This is a genomic window from Limnohabitans sp. Hippo3 (assembly GCF_003063665.1).
Taxonomy (GTDB): domain Bacteria; phylum Pseudomonadota; class Gammaproteobacteria; order Burkholderiales; family Burkholderiaceae_C; genus Limnohabitans_A.
In genome coordinates, this window is the sequence record NZ_NESF01000001.1 from 853,907 (window position 1) to 869,437 (window position 15,531).

At 64.8% G+C, this 15,531-nt stretch carries 14 protein-coding genes; 7 read left to right on the forward strand and 7 right to left on the reverse strand.

Annotated elements, in window-relative coordinates:
• The first annotated feature begins 184 nt into the window (after positions 1–184).
• From B9Z34_RS03975 to bchO, 5 genes are all read left to right on the forward strand, one after another.
• Positions 185–775: an NnrU family protein gene (locus tag B9Z34_RS03975; RefSeq protein WP_108426899.1), complete on the forward strand. Its 591-nt coding sequence runs from the start codon at positions 185–187 to the stop codon at positions 773–775.
• A 13-nt stretch (positions 776–788) separates the two neighbouring features.
• On the forward strand, positions 789–2,051 hold the full coding sequence (locus B9Z34_RS03980; RefSeq protein ID WP_108426759.1) for a Coenzyme F420 hydrogenase/dehydrogenase, beta subunit C-terminal domain: 1,263 nt from the start codon (positions 789–791) through the stop codon (positions 2,049–2,051).
• Positions 2,052–2,116: 65 nt separating this feature from the next.
• A complete protein-coding gene (bchI, locus tag B9Z34_RS03985) occupies positions 2,117–3,142 on the forward strand; it encodes a magnesium chelatase ATPase subunit I (RefSeq protein ID WP_108426760.1) in 1,026 nt (341 codons plus the stop codon).
• A gap of 13 nt (positions 3,143–3,155) precedes the next feature.
• A complete protein-coding gene (locus tag B9Z34_RS03990; protein ID WP_108426900.1) occupies positions 3,156–5,024 on the forward strand; it encodes a magnesium chelatase subunit D in 1,869 nt (622 codons plus the stop codon).
• A 6-nt stretch (positions 5,025–5,030) separates the two neighbouring features.
• Positions 5,031–5,918: an alpha/beta fold hydrolase BchO gene (gene bchO / locus B9Z34_RS03995; RefSeq protein WP_108426761.1), complete on the forward strand. Its 888-nt coding sequence runs from the start codon at positions 5,031–5,033 to the stop codon at positions 5,916–5,918.
• A 34-nt stretch (positions 5,919–5,952) separates the two neighbouring features.
• Here bchO and B9Z34_RS04000 read toward each other — a convergent pair whose 3' ends face one another.
• The 7 genes from B9Z34_RS04000 to B9Z34_RS04030 form a co-directional block, all read right to left on the reverse strand.
• Positions 5,953–6,786, reverse strand: a complete 834-nt coding sequence (locus tag B9Z34_RS04000) for a B12-binding domain-containing protein (protein WP_233249398.1) — start codon at positions 6,784–6,786, stop codon at positions 5,953–5,955.
• Between the two features lie 262 nt (positions 6,787–7,048).
• Entirely contained in the window at positions 7,049–7,540 is a 492-nt protein-coding gene (locus B9Z34_RS04005) for a TspO/MBR family protein (RefSeq protein ID WP_108426763.1), read from the reverse strand.
• 58 nt (positions 7,541–7,598) lie between these two features.
• Positions 7,599–8,807 (reverse strand): geranylgeranyl diphosphate reductase, encoded by a 1,209-nt coding sequence (locus B9Z34_RS04010; RefSeq protein ID WP_108426764.1) that lies wholly within the window; start codon positions 8,805–8,807, stop codon positions 7,599–7,601.
• Positions 8,804–10,159: a BCD family MFS transporter gene (locus tag B9Z34_RS04015; protein WP_108426765.1), complete on the reverse strand. Its 1,356-nt coding sequence runs from the start codon at positions 10,157–10,159 to the stop codon at positions 8,804–8,806. Before B9Z34_RS04015 ends, B9Z34_RS04010 begins: the two co-directional genes overlap by 4 nt.
• Entirely contained in the window at positions 10,156–11,091 is a 936-nt protein-coding gene (gene chlG, locus B9Z34_RS04020; RefSeq protein WP_108426766.1) for a chlorophyll synthase ChlG, read from the reverse strand. Before chlG ends, B9Z34_RS04015 begins: the two co-directional genes overlap by 4 nt.
• 73 nt (positions 11,092–11,164) lie before the next feature.
• Positions 11,165–12,553 (reverse strand): transcriptional regulator PpsR, encoded by a 1,389-nt coding sequence (gene ppsR, locus B9Z34_RS04025; RefSeq protein WP_108426901.1) that lies wholly within the window; start codon positions 12,551–12,553, stop codon positions 11,165–11,167.
• Between the two features lie 130 nt (positions 12,554–12,683).
• Positions 12,684–13,490 carry a B12-binding domain-containing protein gene (locus tag B9Z34_RS04030; protein WP_108426767.1) on the reverse strand — a complete coding sequence of 269 codons (807 nt, stop codon included), beginning with the start codon at positions 13,488–13,490 and terminating at the stop codon, positions 12,684–12,686.
• Positions 13,491–13,737: 247 nt separating this feature from the next.
• On the opposite strand from B9Z34_RS04030, the gene bchF reads away from it, so the two are divergent.
• A complete protein-coding gene (bchF, locus tag B9Z34_RS04035) occupies positions 13,738–14,247 on the forward strand; it encodes a 2-vinyl bacteriochlorophyllide hydratase (RefSeq protein ID WP_108426768.1) in 510 nt (169 codons plus the stop codon).
• Positions 14,244–15,524: a ferredoxin:protochlorophyllide reductase (ATP-dependent) subunit N gene (locus B9Z34_RS04040; protein ID WP_108426769.1), complete on the forward strand. Its 1,281-nt coding sequence runs from the start codon at positions 14,244–14,246 to the stop codon at positions 15,522–15,524. The genes bchF and B9Z34_RS04040 overlap by 4 nt, the downstream gene beginning before the upstream one ends.
• The last annotated feature ends 7 nt before the right edge of the window (positions 15,525–15,531 follow it).

Genomic DNA, 15,531 nt, shown 5'->3' on the forward strand with positions numbered 1-15,531 from the left:
CCTGATAGAAATGGTCAGAAATTACTGAGCGGTTCATTGTGCGCCAGAACAGTCACCTTGTCATTCCGGGCTTGATACTTGAGCAAAACACACAGGAAAGCCCTGCTTTTTGAATGTCAACCGCTGTGGACACACCCATGTCAGAATGCGGCACCATCCCACCCCGAACTGCAAAGGTTTTGACATGCTGCAACTGCTCATCGGCTTGGTCCTGTTTTTAGGCATCCACTCGCTGCAAAGCCTGGCACCGCAAGTGCGCCAGAACGCCATCACCCGCTGGGGAGCGCTGGGTTTCAAAGCGGTTTATGCGGCCGTGTCGTTGTTGGGGCTTTATTGGTTAATCCAAGGCTATGGCCAGGCGCGCCTCGACCCGGTGGTGTTGTGGACACCACCTCGCGGCATGCAGCACGCCACCATCTTGCTGATGTGGGTGGCCATGGTCTTGCTGGTGGCCACTTACGTGCCCGGGAACCAGATCAAAGCCAAACTGCGCCACCCCATGACCTTGTCGGTCAAGGTCTGGGCGCTGGGGCATTTGCTGTCGAATGGCAACCTGGCCGATGTGCTGTTGTTCGGGGGTTTCCTGGTCTGGTCGGTGCTGGTGTTTCGCGCAGCCCGGCAGCGCGATCGCCTGAGCATGCACACTGCGCCTGAGGGCAAGCTGCTCGGGACTTTGCTGGCCGTGCTGGTGGGCACCGGGGTGTGGGCCGCCTTCCTGATGGGCGGTTTGCACCTCTGGCTGGTGGGCGTGATGCCTTTCACCCGCGCAGGCTGAGCTCCAAGCGCCCGTGCAGCCGGCACACCCCATCGCCGCGTTCGCCGACGCGGCCCCCACCAGAAAGCTGTGCACCGACTGCGGCCTCTCGCGCACGGCCGAGCCCAAGCGCTGCGGCCAAGCCTGCCAGTTCATCCAGCCCGACTACCCGGGCCTGGAGCAGCGCGTGCACGGCCGTGTGCGCCAACAGGGCACCTCGGCGCACCCAGCCCAGCCCGATGAGTTGTTTTTCGGGCCTTACCAACAGATCCTGAGCGCGCGCCTAGACCCGCCCACGCAGGGCGCGCAGTGGACCGGCATCACCACCCGCCTGGCCGAAGTGCTGCTCGAACAAGGCCTGGTCGACGCCGTGATCGCCATGGCCGCCGACCCCAACGACCGCTGGCGGCCGCGCCCGGTGCTGGTCACCCGCGCCCAGGACATGGCGCAGTGCCGGGGCATGCGCATGGGCTACGCGCCGCTGCTGAGCCTCGTGGAGCCCGCGCTGGCCCAAGGCCATAAGCGCTTGGCCGTGATCGGCATCCCCTGCCAGATTTACGCCCTGCGCGCCATCCAGCCGCAGCTCGAACGCGAGCAAGGCCTGGAGCAGCTCTATGTCATTGGCACGCCCTGCTCGGACAACACCACCACCGAAAACTTTCACCAATTTTTGGGCCTGATTTCGGACCGACCGCAGGACATCAGCTACGTGGAGTTCCGCGCCGATTACAAGGTCGAGGTGCGCACCGACCAAGGCGACCAACGCCTGATCCCGTTTTTGAACCTGCCGCTGTCCACCTTGCCGCCCGACTTTTTCCCGCTGACCTGCCGCACCTGCGTGGACTACACCAATGTGCTGGCCGACATCACCGTGGGCTACATGGGCGGGCACGGCCAGCAGTGGTTGCTGGTGCGCAACGCGCGCGGGCAATCGGTGCTGGACGGCATCCAAGCGCAACTGGTCACCAGCGCCCCCATCAGCCGCGGCAGACGGGATGGCCCGGTGCGCGGCTTCATGGCCAACACCGAGCGCGCCGCTGGCGGCCTGCCGCTGCGGCGCATGCCCGCCTGGATCAAACCCCTGGTCAATTGGCTCATGCCCCGGGTGGGGCCACGCGGCCTGGAGTTTGCGCGCGCCCGGGTCGAGATGAAGGCCATCGAGTCCATCTTGCACCTACGCCGCGAAGCGCCAGCGCGCATCAAAAACATGCTGCCGCAGCACGTTTGGGATTTGGCGGCGCGTTATGGGCTGAAACCCGAATCTGACAAAGTGGACGCCTCCGCCAACAAGCTGTAAATTTAACTTGACACTTTGCCATGTCTTTTGGATGATGGGCCGAGAACAGTTTTGCGGAACGCCCCATGGCATTGACCTTCCCTTTTGCGGCCATCGTTGGTCAAGATGAAATGACCCTCGCCATCCAGGTGGTGGCGGTCGACCCCTCGATCGGTGGCGTGCTGGTCTTGGGCGACCGGGGCACCGGCAAATCCACCGCCGTGCGCGCCCTGGCCGACCTGCTGCCACCGATTTCGGTCGTCAAAGGCTGCCCTTACCGCTGCGACCCGGCTAGGCCCGCAGGCGCCTGCCCGGTCTGCCAGGCCCGCGACCCCAAAGCCAAAACCCCAACCGAACGCCAACCTGTGGCCGTGGTCGACCTGCCTTTGGGCGCGACCGAAGACCGCGTGGTCGGCGCACTCGATCTGGAAAAAGCCCTGTCTCAAGGCGTGAAGTCCTTCGCCCCCGGCCTGCTGGCCCAGGCACACCGGGGCTTTTTGTACATCGACGAGGTCAACCTGCTCGACGACCACCTGGTGGACCTGCTGATCGACGTGGCCGCCTCGGGCGAGAACCTGGTCGAGCGCGAAGGCCTGAGCGTGCGCCACCCCGCCCGCTTTGTGCTGGTGGGCAGCGGCAACCCCGAAGAAGGCGAGCTGCGTCCGCAATTGCTGGACCGCTTTGGCCTGTCGGTGCAGGTGCGCACGCCGCAAGACCTGGCGTTGCGCGTGAGCATCATCAAACGCCGCGACGCCTTCGACAAAGACCCTGCCGCCTTCAAAGCGCTGTGGCACAAGGACAACCAGAAACTGCAAAAACGCATCCTCAAAGCGCGTGAGCTGCTCGACGAGGTGCAGGTCAGCGACGACATGCTGATGCTGTGCGCCCGCCTGTGCCAGCAGCTGGGCACCGACGGCCTGCGCGCCGAGCTCACGCTGCTGCGCGCCACCCGGGCCTATGCCGCGCTGCAAGGCCACCAAGCCGTGAAAGCCGAGCACCTGCAAAGCATGGCCCCGCTGGCCCTGCGCCACCGCCTGCGCCGCAACCCGCTGGACGACACCGACTCGGGCGCGCGCGTTCAGCGCAGCTTGCAAGAAGTGCTGGCCGCCTGAATTGGCTGCACGCATGGCCCGCGAAGCCCCGCCACCTACCACGCCTTCGGACCCGCTGGAGCGCTGGAACGATGCGCTCACCGCGCTGCAGCTGCTGCAACTCGACCCACACGGTTTTGGCGGTGTGTGCCTGCGCGCGCCGCACGGCCCGGTGCGCGAGCACTGGCTGCAAGCGCTGGCGGGCTTGGGGCTCGGCTTGGTCAAAGTACCCGGCTCGGTGGACAGCGAGCGGTTGCTGGGCGGCATCGACCTGGCCAACACCCTGCAAACCGGCCAGCTGCACATGCAGGCGGGCTTGCTGCAACAAGCCGACCAAGGCCTGGTGTGCCTGCCCATGGCCGAGCGCCTGTCGCCCGCCCTGCTCGCCCCTTTGGTGCAAGCGCTGGAACAAGGCCAGGTGCCACCCACCCGCCACAGCGCCGCCCCCACAAGCACCCGCTTTGGCGTGGTGGCGCTCGACGAATCCTTGCCCGACGAACCGGGCGTGGGCGCGGCCCTGGCCGAGCGCCTGGGCGTGTGGCTGGACCTGCACGAGCTCTCGCCCAGCGACATCCACGCGGGGTGGCAGGGCGACAGCGAATCGGAGGACCTGCAGATTCGTCTCAGCCCCAGCGCTTTGGCCCGCGCCCGCGATCAGCTGCCGCAAGTGCAAGCGAGCGACGAACACATGCAAGCGCTGTGCGCCGCCGCTTGGGGCCTGGGCATTGGCTCTTTGCGCGTGCCCAGTTTGGCACTGCGCGTGGCCTGCGGTCATGCGGCGCTGAATGGTCGCAGTACCCTGGACGCCGACGACCTGGGCTTTGCCGCGCGCTGCGTGCTGGCCCCCCGCGCCACGCAGTGGCCGGCCGAGCCGTCTGCGCAAGAATCAGAACCGGCGCCACCGGAAGACGCCTCGGAGCCACCAGAAACACCAGACAACGCCGACCCAGCACCTGAGAGCGACGCTGAAAAAAATCAGGATCAAGACCCTGGCCCACCGCCCGAGCAGAACGCCGAACCCAGTGCCGAAGACCTGCAAGAAATGTTGGTCGCCGCCGCCTTGGCCAGCTTGCCGCCGCACATGCTCGACGCGCTGATGACGCGCCAAGGCGCGGCCAGCCACCACACCTCGGGCCGCAGCGGCCAAACCCGCGCGGGCTCGCAACGCGGCCGCCCCCTGCCCCCACGCCCAGGCCGCCCCGGCGGTCAGGCGCGCCTGCACGTGCTGGCCACCTTGCGCGCCGCCGCGCCCAAGCAGCGTTTGCGCCAAGCGCACAGCACCGGGCGCGTGGCCATCCGCGCCGAAGACTTCCACATCCAGCGCTACCAACAACGCGCCTCCAGCTGCCTGATCCTCGCCCTCGACGCCTCGGGCTCGGCCGCACTGCAGCGCCTGGCCGAAGCCAAAGGCGCGGTCGAGTTGCTGCTGCAGCAGTCCTATGCCCGGCGCGACAGCGTGTGCATCGTGGCCTTTCGGGGCGCGCAGGCGCAGCTGCTGCTGCCCATGACACGCTCGCTGGTGCGCGCCAAACGCGCCATGACCGGCCTGCCCGGCGGCGGCGGCACGCCACTGGCCCTGGCTTTAAAAATGGCGCACGAACAAGCCACGCAGCTGCAGCGCCAAGGCGTCACGCCGATTTTGGTGGTGCTGAGCGACGGCCGCGCCAACGTCACACTGCAAGGCCTGGGCGGCCGCGCCCAAGCCCAAACCGACGCCCAAAGCTGGAGCCAGCAGTGGCGTCTGAGTGGCCACCGCGCCTTGTGGATCGACACCTCGATGCAGCCCGATGCACAGGCCCAGCAACTGGCCGCCACCATGGGCGCGAGCTACCTGCCCATGCCGCAGGTGCAGTCGCAGCGCATGGCTCACGCCATCGAACGCGTGCGCAACCCCGGCGCATGAAACGCGATGTTTGAGCGTTTTTACCCCGGCATGGTCTGGGCCGAACACCGGAGCCACTGGCCACATGCTCAGCACAGCCGCTTCGTGCAAGCGGGCGGCATCCAGTGGCATGTGCAGCAAATGGGCCAAGGCCCGTGCATGCTGCTGCTGCACGGCACCGGCTCGGGCAACTTCAGCTGGCGTGGCCTCATGCCCGCGCTGGCCGAGCACTTCACGGTGATCGCGCCCGACCTGCCCGGCCACGCCTTCACCAGCCGAGGCCCCGAGGGTGCGCTGTCGCTGCCCGGTATGGCCGAGGGCTTGCGGGCCTTGATGCTGCAACTGCAACTCACGCCGCAGGTCATCGTGGGCCACTCGGCGGGCGCTGCCATTGCCGCACACATGGCGCTGCACTTTGACAGCGCGGCGCGCAGCACCCTGATCGGCCTGAACCCGGCCTGGCTGCCGCTGCCGGGCGTAGCGTCCTGGCTGTTCGGCCCTGCCGCCAAATTGGCGGCGCTCAACCCGCTCTCGGCCTGGGCCACCGCCAAGCTCGCGGCCAAGCCCGGGGCGGTGGCCGAGTGGATCGCGCGCACCGGCTCCACGCTGGACGCGCCAGGCATCGATCTGTACACCCGCGTGCTCAGCCACTCGGGCCATGTGCACGGCGTGCTGTCGATGATGGCGGCCTGGCGGCTCAAACCCCTGGCTGCGCGCCTGCACGAGATCCGCAACCCGGTGTTCATGCACATCGGCGCACAAGACCAAACCGTGGCCCCCGCCTTGGCCGACGAAGCCTGCCAGCGCTTGCCGCAAGCGCGCCAGCACATTCAGCCCGGGCTGGGCCATTTGGCGCATGAACAGGACCCGCAGGGCACAGCCGAGCACATCCTGCGCTGGTGCACTCCCCGTTGAGCAGGGCATGCAAAGCAGCGACCGCTGGCGCAGTTCAGCGGGCGCGGACCAGGTGCTTGACGGCGCCCACGGCCTCTCGCACATCCGTGAAGATGGCGTCAGCACCCAGCTCATGCGGGTCGAACGTCCGGATCATGAAAATCGGCCCCCCCAGCACCACACGGACCTTGGGGTTGCCCGAGCTTTCGCGCAAATGCCCAATCAAAGCCGGCAAGGTCTGCAGCTGCGCCTCCAGGGCCACCGAAATGCCCACCACATCAAACCATTCGTTGGCCACAGCCCGCAGCAACTCGGACTCGGAGGACGAGATTTCCAGCACCACCTCAGACCCGGCCTGACGGAAAAAGTCGGCCACGATGGTCAAGCCCAAAAAATGCTGGGAACCCGGCGCACAGGCGAGCATGATCCGCTCGCTCTCGCCCTCGACGCTGGGCCCGGCGGGTGACTCGTAGCCCAAGCGGTAAATCATCTGGTGCATCAAGGCCAGGCCACACGTGACCTGGGTGAAATCACACAGATCCTGCTCCCACAAAACCCCCAGGTGGCGGGCAGCGGGGGTGATCAATTCCAGAAAGATGCGGTCATGCGCCAAACCGCGGGCCATCAAGGCATCCACAAGCTGGTTGGCCTTCAAGCCATCGCCGCTCAGACAGTGTTGGGTGAACGCCAAAAATTCGGGAAGTTCGCCCGCTGGCAGCTGCTCGCTCAGAGCCTTGGCCTTGGCGGGGAAAAATTGCTGCACATTGAGCAATCGGGGAATGATCTGCTTTTCGATCACCGCCAGCAGGGATTCCTTGCAATCCTCTGGCAAGTTGTTGGCCCGTTTCAAACCATTCGATTGACCACCCAAGCCATTGAACTCAGACATGCGCGTTCCTTGCAGCACGAGCGTGTCACCCTTGGGGAAGGTAAAAACCGGGGCGTCAATTCGCCAGCAACATAGCATGCCGGTCCGCTGCTGCAGATTGCTTTATAGATTTTTTGCCCTGCTGCAACAAGCATGGCAAACCCCTAGCCCTGGCGGGTGGGCTGCCAGGGCAAGGCGTCAACCCTCACCTGCACAGTGGGCCCCACCCCTTCAAACCAACTGCTTTTGAACCACAGACCTAGCCAGATTAGAGTCCACGGTGTTACACGAGACCGACAAAAGGTCCGTTGAGCTGCACGGTTTGCCAGTTCAGCACAGCGGCGATGCTGACCCAGACCCAGTAAGTGATGAGCAACAAACTCGCCCAGCGCGACAGACGCCACAGACCCACGATCAGGGCCAGGATGGACAGCCACAGCAACACCACTTCGTACAGGGCCCAGTCAGGGCGCTGCAGTTTGAAGTACAGCGCACTCCACAGGATATTGAGCAGCGCGTTCGCGCCAAACAGCCCCGCCACGCGCCGACGCAAAGCGGCGGTGTCGGCCGCCTGCCAGGCCAGCCAGCCGCTGATCGCGCACAAGCTGAAAATCGTGGTCCAGATGACCCCGAACGCGGCATCAGGGGGTTTCCAGGCCGGATGCTTGAGCGCGAAGTACCACGGCCCCAATTCGGTCAAGGCCGCGCCAATGCCCGCCGTGGCATAGCTCAGCGCAAAGGCCACTGCCAAACGGGTCCAAGCAGATTTATTCATGAGCGGTATTGTCCTCGGATCCCAACTACAGGTCCGGTGTGCCACCGCACCCAGGGCATCACGTTCGTGCCAGGCCCAGCAGGTGGGCCATGTCCTTGAAGAAGATGCGCACGTGCGCCATCGGGTCCTTGCGGGCCAGCTCCTTGTTCATGTAGGACTCGAAGGTCAGGCGTTGCACGTCGCGGTCTTCGCAGATCTTGACGAACTTTTCGCGGCGGCGGTCGTTCTGGTACCAGAAGTACTGCATCACGCCCAAGATCCAGAACACCCGACCATGCTGCTTCATGAAGCTCTTGCGACCTTGTTTCAAGCAGGCGCTGTTGCCGGTTTTAAGGGCCTGGTGCGCCGCTTGCGCCACACGGCGTGCGCAGTCCATCGCGTAGTAAATGCCTTCGCCCGAAGAGGGGGCGACCACACCCGCCGCATCGCCCGCCACGATCACGTCGCGCCCGTTGTCCCATTGGGGCAGCGGCTTGAGCGGAATCGGCGCACCTTCGCGGCGCAAAGTGGGCGCGTGGGTCAGACCCGCAATTTCACGCAAACGCGCCGTGGCGCTGCGCAGCGAATAGCCTTTGTCGGCGCTGCCCATGCCCACGCTCATGGTCTTGCCGTGCGGGAACACCCAGCCGTAAAAGTCGGGCGAGACCTCGCCCTGGTAGTAAACATCGCAGCGCGCCGCGTCGTAACCGGGTTGTCCCACGGGCGCTTCGATGATCTCGTGGTACGCGAACACATATTTGGTTTTGTGCGCATTGGGAATGGCTTGGCGCGCGACTTCGGACCGGGCACCGTCGGCCCCCACCACCATGCGGGTGGACACCCTGACCGGATGGGCATGCTCGGCGGCGGCATGCTCTTTGGGCGTGACCGGGGTGTAGTGGACCCACAACATGCCGCTGTCATCGCGCTGCAACTTGTCAAAGATCGCCTGGCAACGCACCGCACCCGACTGGGCAGCGCGTTCGCGCAAATACTCGTCGAACTCGTCGCGGTCGACCATGCCGACAAAACCGTTGTCGATGGGGATGTCCACTTTGTTGTCGGCGGGCGAGATCATGCGGGCGCAGCGCACCTTGGCCACCAGCAGGTGGTCAGGAATATCGAAATCCTGGATCAGGCGCGGCGGGATCGCGCCGCCACAAGGCTTGGTGCGGCCCTGGCGGTCCAGGAGCAACACGCGCCATCCCTGGCGCACCAAATCGTGTGCGGCGGTGGCTCCCGAAGGCCCGCCCCCTACCACGACGAAGTCGTAATCGGTCTGGTTCATGAGCTTGACCCACCTTTCAGCAATACGGGACCATCCAAACGCAAACGCTGGCGCTGTGCAGGACCGGCGCGCAGGCGAGAAGCCACCGCTGCCGAGACCGCAAACATGAGCGCCTGCATGCCAAACACGGCGGCATAGGCCGTGCGCTGTTCACCCAACACGGCGTGGGCCAGATCGCTGGCCGCGGTGCCGAGCAATCCCCCCAAACCAAAGGCCGCAGCTTGCGCCGCGCCCCACAAACCCATGCGCGTGCCTTCGCGGCCCGGGCCACCTTCACCCGCCAGTCGCATCATGGTGGCAATCGCCGCGATCGAGAACGCGCCATTGGCCACCCCCAGAAACACCACATTGGCCTTGAGCGGCCAATCGACCGACACGGCCGAGCTGACCAGACCCAGCGTGGCCAGCGCCGATACCAGACAGCCGCCCACCATCCAGGCCTGCACCGAACCCAGGCGCCCCGCCACCCAGCGCGAACCGGCCCCGGCCACCGCCAACATGCCGATCAATACCCCCATGTGGTGCCAGCCCGAGAGCTGCGTGGTCTGGCCCGGCGTGAAGCCGTGCACCGCACCCGCGAAGGGCTCCAGAATGAGGTCCTGTGCGCTGTAGGCCAGCATGGACATGAACACAAACACGGTGAAGGTGCGCGCCGCAGGCTCGGCCCAGACCTCTTGGAAGGCCTCTTTGAAATTCTGTTTTTGCAGGCGTTCGGTGTTGTCGCTAGCGGCAGAGGTCAAGACCGAGCCGCCGTCTTTTTCCAGGCCCCACAAACACAGCGCCGTGATGCACGCCGTGAGCAGGCTCAGGCCCGCCGAGACCTGCAGCAGCACCTGCGGGCTGTAGGGGTCGATCAGCTTGCCGACCACCCCGGCCGTGACGGCAAAGCCCACGATCATCATCAGCCACACGGTGGTGGCCGCGGGCGCGCGGCGCTCGTCGGGCACGCGCTTGGCCATCAGCGCCAGCAGCGACGTGCCGCAAGCGCTCACGCCCAAACCGATCAGGCCGAAAGACAACCAGGCCAGCAACGCGCCATACAAAGGTTGCGCGGCCATCCACACCGTGGCCCAAGCGGCCATCACGCCACCCACGCCCAGCACGACCATGCCGCCCATCATCCAGGGCGTGCTGCGCCGCCCCTTGTCGGAGCCAAAGCCCATGCGCGGGCGCACCATTTGCACCGCGTAATGCCAGGCCACCAAAAAGCCGGGCAGCAAAGCCGGCAGCGCCAGCTCAACCACCATGATGCGGTTGAGCGTGGACGTGGTCACCACCACCACCGCGCCCAGACAGGCTTGAATCAGCCCCAAGCGGATGATTTGGAACCAGCCAAACACGGGGACGTTCATAAGACCCCCACGCTGCTGTGCAAACCGCTCAACTGGCGCAGCCCCCAGGCGCTGACCATCATGCCGCTGACAAACAGCGGCACACCAAAGGCCGAGACATGCAAGGCGCGCTCAATCGGTTGGCGCAAAAATTTGAGCATCAAGGGCAGCTGCAAGACCGCCAAGGCCAAGACAGCCGCCGAATGCCAGGGCAGCTGCCAATAAGCCAGCAACAGGGTCACCGCCAGCTGCGGCACCAGCATGAACACACAGGCCATGCGTGCTGCGTCGTGCGCGCCCAGCTGCACCGGCAGCGAGGCCACGCCCATGCGGCGGTCGCCTTCAATGGCCTTGAAATCGTTGAGCGTCATGATGCCGTGTGCCCCCACGCTGTAGAGCAGCGCCAGCGCCACCGAATGCGGCCCCGGCCAGGCCCCACCCAGCATCACGGCCGTGCCGGTGAGCCAGGCCAGTCCTTCGTAACTCAGGGCGCAGGCCGCATTGCCCCACCAGCCGTTGTTTTTCAGGCGCACGGGCGGTGCGCTGTAGGCCCACGACAAGGCAATGGCCAGGGTGCAAGCCGCAAAGCCCCAAGGTCCCATGAGCGTGGCCCAGACCAGCGACAGCGCGGTCCAAGCGATGGCGATGCCCAAACCCCAGCGCCCGGGCATGCGGCCCGAGGGAATGGGGCGGTTGGGTTCGTTGATGGCGTCCACGTGGCGGTCAAACCAGTCGTTCACGGCCTGGCTGCTCGCGCAGACCAGTGGGCCGGTCAACACCAAACCCAGCAAGAGCAAAGCCCAATTCGCGCCCAAGTCCTGGCCCGAAGCCACCACGCCGCAGGCAAAAGCCCACATGGGCGGAAACCAGGTGATGGGTTTGAGGAACTCCGCCACCGTGCCCAGCGCAGGCCGGGTGCGTGGGGGTGTCAGAGCGAGTGGCGGGGTGTCCATGCCCCCATTGTGAAGAGACTTTCCAAAATGTCAATCAAGATTGACACTTATCGTCAGCTCAAAGTGACATTCTTCAAGGATTGTCGGCTTCAGCCTCGGCCACCATGCCAAATCGGCGAAGTTTGACGTACAGGCTTTGGCGCGACAAACCCAGCATTTCCGCCGCCGAGGCGCGGTTGTTGTGGGTCAGCTCCAGCGCGGCCTCAATGCACAGGCGCTCGATGGTGTCCACCGTCTCGCCCACGATGTCCTTGATGGGGCGACGCCCCACCAGCTGAGACAAATCGGCAAAGGGATGGATCTGGCTTTGCGCCACAAACGCCCCACCTTGCAGGCGACGGTCCATGTCGCGCACGAAAAAGGCATACATCGGCTCGGGCCGGCTCAGGCACACTGCCGACACCTCGACCGGCAAGGTCATGCCCGACAAGGTGCGCACCTCGGTGGCGAAATTGCGCACCGGCAACTGCTGGCGCAAACTGGTGTTGAGCACGCCCCAGTCCACCGCGCCACGCTGCAGCCAGCGCTCCAGGTTCTGGCCCACCACTTGCGAGGAGGCGGTCAGGCCCAGCAAAGCCATGCCCTCTTCGTTGACGCTTTTGATCGTGCCCGAGGTGTCGGTGAGCAGCCAGCCGTCCGGAAAGCGTTCCATGGCCTCGCTGAGCGCGGCCGAAGACCCGGCCTCGTGCAAGGGGGCCGCGACGGCGTCGCGGGTGACCAGACGCACCAGAAACTGCGCCCCACCCTCCTGGCGGAACACCGTGGCCGACACCGTCCAGGCCGAAGGCAGTCCCGCCACACGGGCCGAGCACATCTCGATCCGGCCCGTGGCCAGCGCCATGCGCAGCAAGGACTGCACTTCGCCTTGGCTGTCGGCTTCAAAACACTCACGCACGTCACGGCCTACTAGGCGTTTGCCCGCATCCTTGAGCAGGGACTGCGCGCCCACATTGGCCTCCAGCACGCGCTGGGTGCTGGCATCCACCATCAATACCGCCTCGGAGGACGTGTCAAACAGCACGCGGTAGCGCGCCTCGATGTGGCGCAGGCGCAAATAGTCCCGCTCCATCGACTGCTGGGTTTCGACCAAACGGCGCTGCAGCTCGGCCAGGCTTTCCAGGTCACGGCCGAGGGCCAGCAATTTGCTGCCGCCCAGTGGCAAGAGCACATATTGCAGGGCCACCTCGTTCCCCAAAGGGGACAGGTGGTTCACATGCCGCCAGCGCAGGAAGTCGGGTGTGCCCTTGGACTGGAGCATTTCCTGGATTTTGATGCGGCTTTCGGTGGTGACGGTGTCGATCCAGCGGCGCCCGATCCAGGCCTGGCAACCCAATGCCGCCAAGGTGTCACGCCCGGTGGAGACGTCCTCGATCACCCCTTGCAGGTCCATGACCAAGGTGACGTCCGACACCACACCCAGCAACTGGGACAAGGTAGACGGGTCCAATGAGGGAAGCTTCATGCTGTAAACCAACTGCGTTTGAGTATCAGGAAGTTGACACTTGAATTTGTCATACAAGTATAGGCTGATATAAGGAGAAAAACGCTTGGCCTTGCGGTTTCTATGTGTTCAGACGCACACACAGGGCCTGTCAGCTCGCGCTCACCGCCGCAGCCAACATGGCTTGCGTGATGTGCGTCACCGTGGTGGGCGCATCTTCTGCGAGCACCCGGGCGGCCAGGCCTTGCAGGCGCTCAGGGGCCACCAACGCCATCGGTCCACCGACAAACACCCGCAAGCTCAGGTTGTCCGAGTTGTCACGCAACTGCGGCAAAAGCGTCCTCAGGGTGTCCAGGTGCCGGTCGGTGCTCACCGAGATGCCTGCCGCATCAAACCAGTCCGACTGGAACAGCCGTTTGAATTCGGCCACATCCTGCGGCACGCCCACGGTGACCGTCCAGCCGGCACGCTTGAAGAACTCACTGAGCATGAACAGCCCCATGCTGTGCTGGGCCCCCGGCTCGGTCAGCAACAGCAGGCTCAGGCCATTGCGCTGGCGCGGCGCTTCCTGCAGGAACTCGCTGCTGAAGTCGTGCAGCAGCTGCTGCAAGTGGGCTGACGCGATGGTGGTCATGGCGAAATCGAGCCGGTCAGCGCTCCACCACTCGCCCAGCAAACGGGCGCAGGGCGTGATGCCTTGCAGGTAAATGTCTTCCAGCGACTGCCCCTGGCGCTGCCAGCCGAACACCACCTGGCGCGCCGCATCCAGGCCTTGCAGACAGGCTTGCGCCAGGATCTGGATTTGCGCCATGTCGAGCGCCGACTTGCCGGCAAAGGTGGTGCCGCCCACCAAACGTGGGCCCACAGGGGCACCCTGCCGCAAGGCTTCGGGCCAGTGGTGCGTCAGTCCGGGGCCAGAGGGCGGGGACTGCGAGTTTTCAACATTGAATTGAGCCATGACAAGCACCGATCATCAGAGGGATACACCAGCGGCAGGCTCCTGGGGATCGGAGTGCTCGTCGCAAGAGTTGCATTGGGCCGGGCACCGGAATGCCCCTGCACAACACAGGCTTGAGTGTGAGTGGGTTGGGAAGAGTTGTATCTAGTGTAAACCCTATCATTCGAGAATATTGTCAATTTATGTTGACACACTGTATGTCCAGACTTACATTCATCCCAAGCCCACCCACCCAACCAGGTCCTCCATGCCCGCTTCCTCCCCCCCGGTTTTGTACACGCCAGCGCAACGCGCCCGGCGCGACGCGACCGCCTGGACCCTGGTGCAAGGCGTCTTGGCACCGGTGCAGTTTTTGATTTTCGGTATCAGTTTGTACCTGGTGCTGCGCAGCCTGCAAACCGGCGAGCACACCGACTGGGCCCTGGCCTCGGTTGTGCTCAAGACCGTGGTGCTCTACGCCATCATGGTCACCGGCGCGATCTGGGAAAAAGTGGTCTTCGGCCAGTACCTGTTTGCCCCCGCCTTCTATTGGGAAGATGTGGTCAGCATGGGGGTCATGGCCCTGCACACCGCCTATGTCTGGGCTTGGTGGCAAGGCGCTTGGAGCGCCAACGATTTGCTGTGGCTAGCCCTAGCCGCGTACGGCAGCTACGCCATCAATGCCGCGCAGTACATCCGCAAGCTGCGCATGGCGCGGCTGCAAAAACAACCTTCCTCCACCTCTTTGCCCGACACGGGTGCACAGGCCAGCACATGAGCACCGTCATCCCGATCCGCGCAGAAACTGCTGGTTGCACCGACGTCGTGCCTTTGGTCGAACGCGGACAGCGCGAGGTGTTTTGTGGCCTGACCGGCATCATCTGGCTGCACCGCAAGATTCAGGACGCCTTCTTTTTGGTGGTGGGCTCACGCACCTGCGCCCACCTGATCCAGTCGGCCGCCGGTGTGATGATCTTTGCCGAACCCCGCTTCGGCACCGCCATCATCGACGAGCGCGATTTGGCGGGCCTGGCCGATGTCCACGAAGAACTCGACCGCGTGGTGGGCCAATTGCTGGCGCGCCGCCCCGACATCCGCTTGTTGTTTTTGGTGGGCTCTTGCCCGTCCGAGGTCATCAAGCTCGATTTGTCGCGCGCCGCCGAGCGCCAAAACCAGATTCACCACCCCAAGGTGCGCGTGCTCAATTACTCGGGCAGCGGCATCGAAACCACCTTCACCCAAGGCGAAGACGCTTGCCTGGCGGCCATGGTTCCTGGTTTGCCCGCCAGCACCGACACAGCCCCCACCCTGATGGTGGTCGGCACCCTGGCCGATGTGGTCGAAGACCAGATGCGCAGCCTGTTCGATCGCATGGGCTTGCAAGTCAGCTTCTTCCCGCCGCGCAACAGCCAGGCCATGCCGGTGGTCGGGCCCAATACCCGTTATTTGTTGGCCCAGCCCTTCTTGGCCGACACCGCCCGCGCCCTGCAATCGCGCGGTGCGCAGCATTTGCCCGCGCCCTTTCCACTCGGCGTAGAAGGCACAACCGCTTGGCTGCAAGCGGCCGCCACCAAGTTTGGCGTGACCCCCGAGGTGTTTGAACAAGCCACCGCCGCCCCGCGCCAACGCGCCGACAAAGCCCTGGCCGTGCAACGCCAAATGCTGGAAGGCCAGCGCATCTTCTTCTTCCCAGACTCGCAGCTCGAAATTCCGCTGGCGCGATTTGTGCACCGCGAACTGGGCATGGATTTGGTGGAAGTGGGCACGCCCTATTTGCACCGCCAGCACATGGCCGCCGAACTGGCGCTCATCCCCGCAGGCACCCGCATCAGCGAAGGCCAAGACGTGGACCTGCAGCTCGACCGCTGCATCGCCGATGCGCCCGATCTGGTGGTCTGCGGCCTCGGTTTGGCCAACCCGCTCGAAGCCCAAGGCATCACCACCAAGTGGGCCATCGAATTGGTATTCACCCCCATCCAGGGCTACGAGCAAGCGACCGATTTGGCCGGACTGTTCAGCCGCCCGCTCAAGCGCCGCCTGAAGCTGGCCGCCTGAAAGCGCA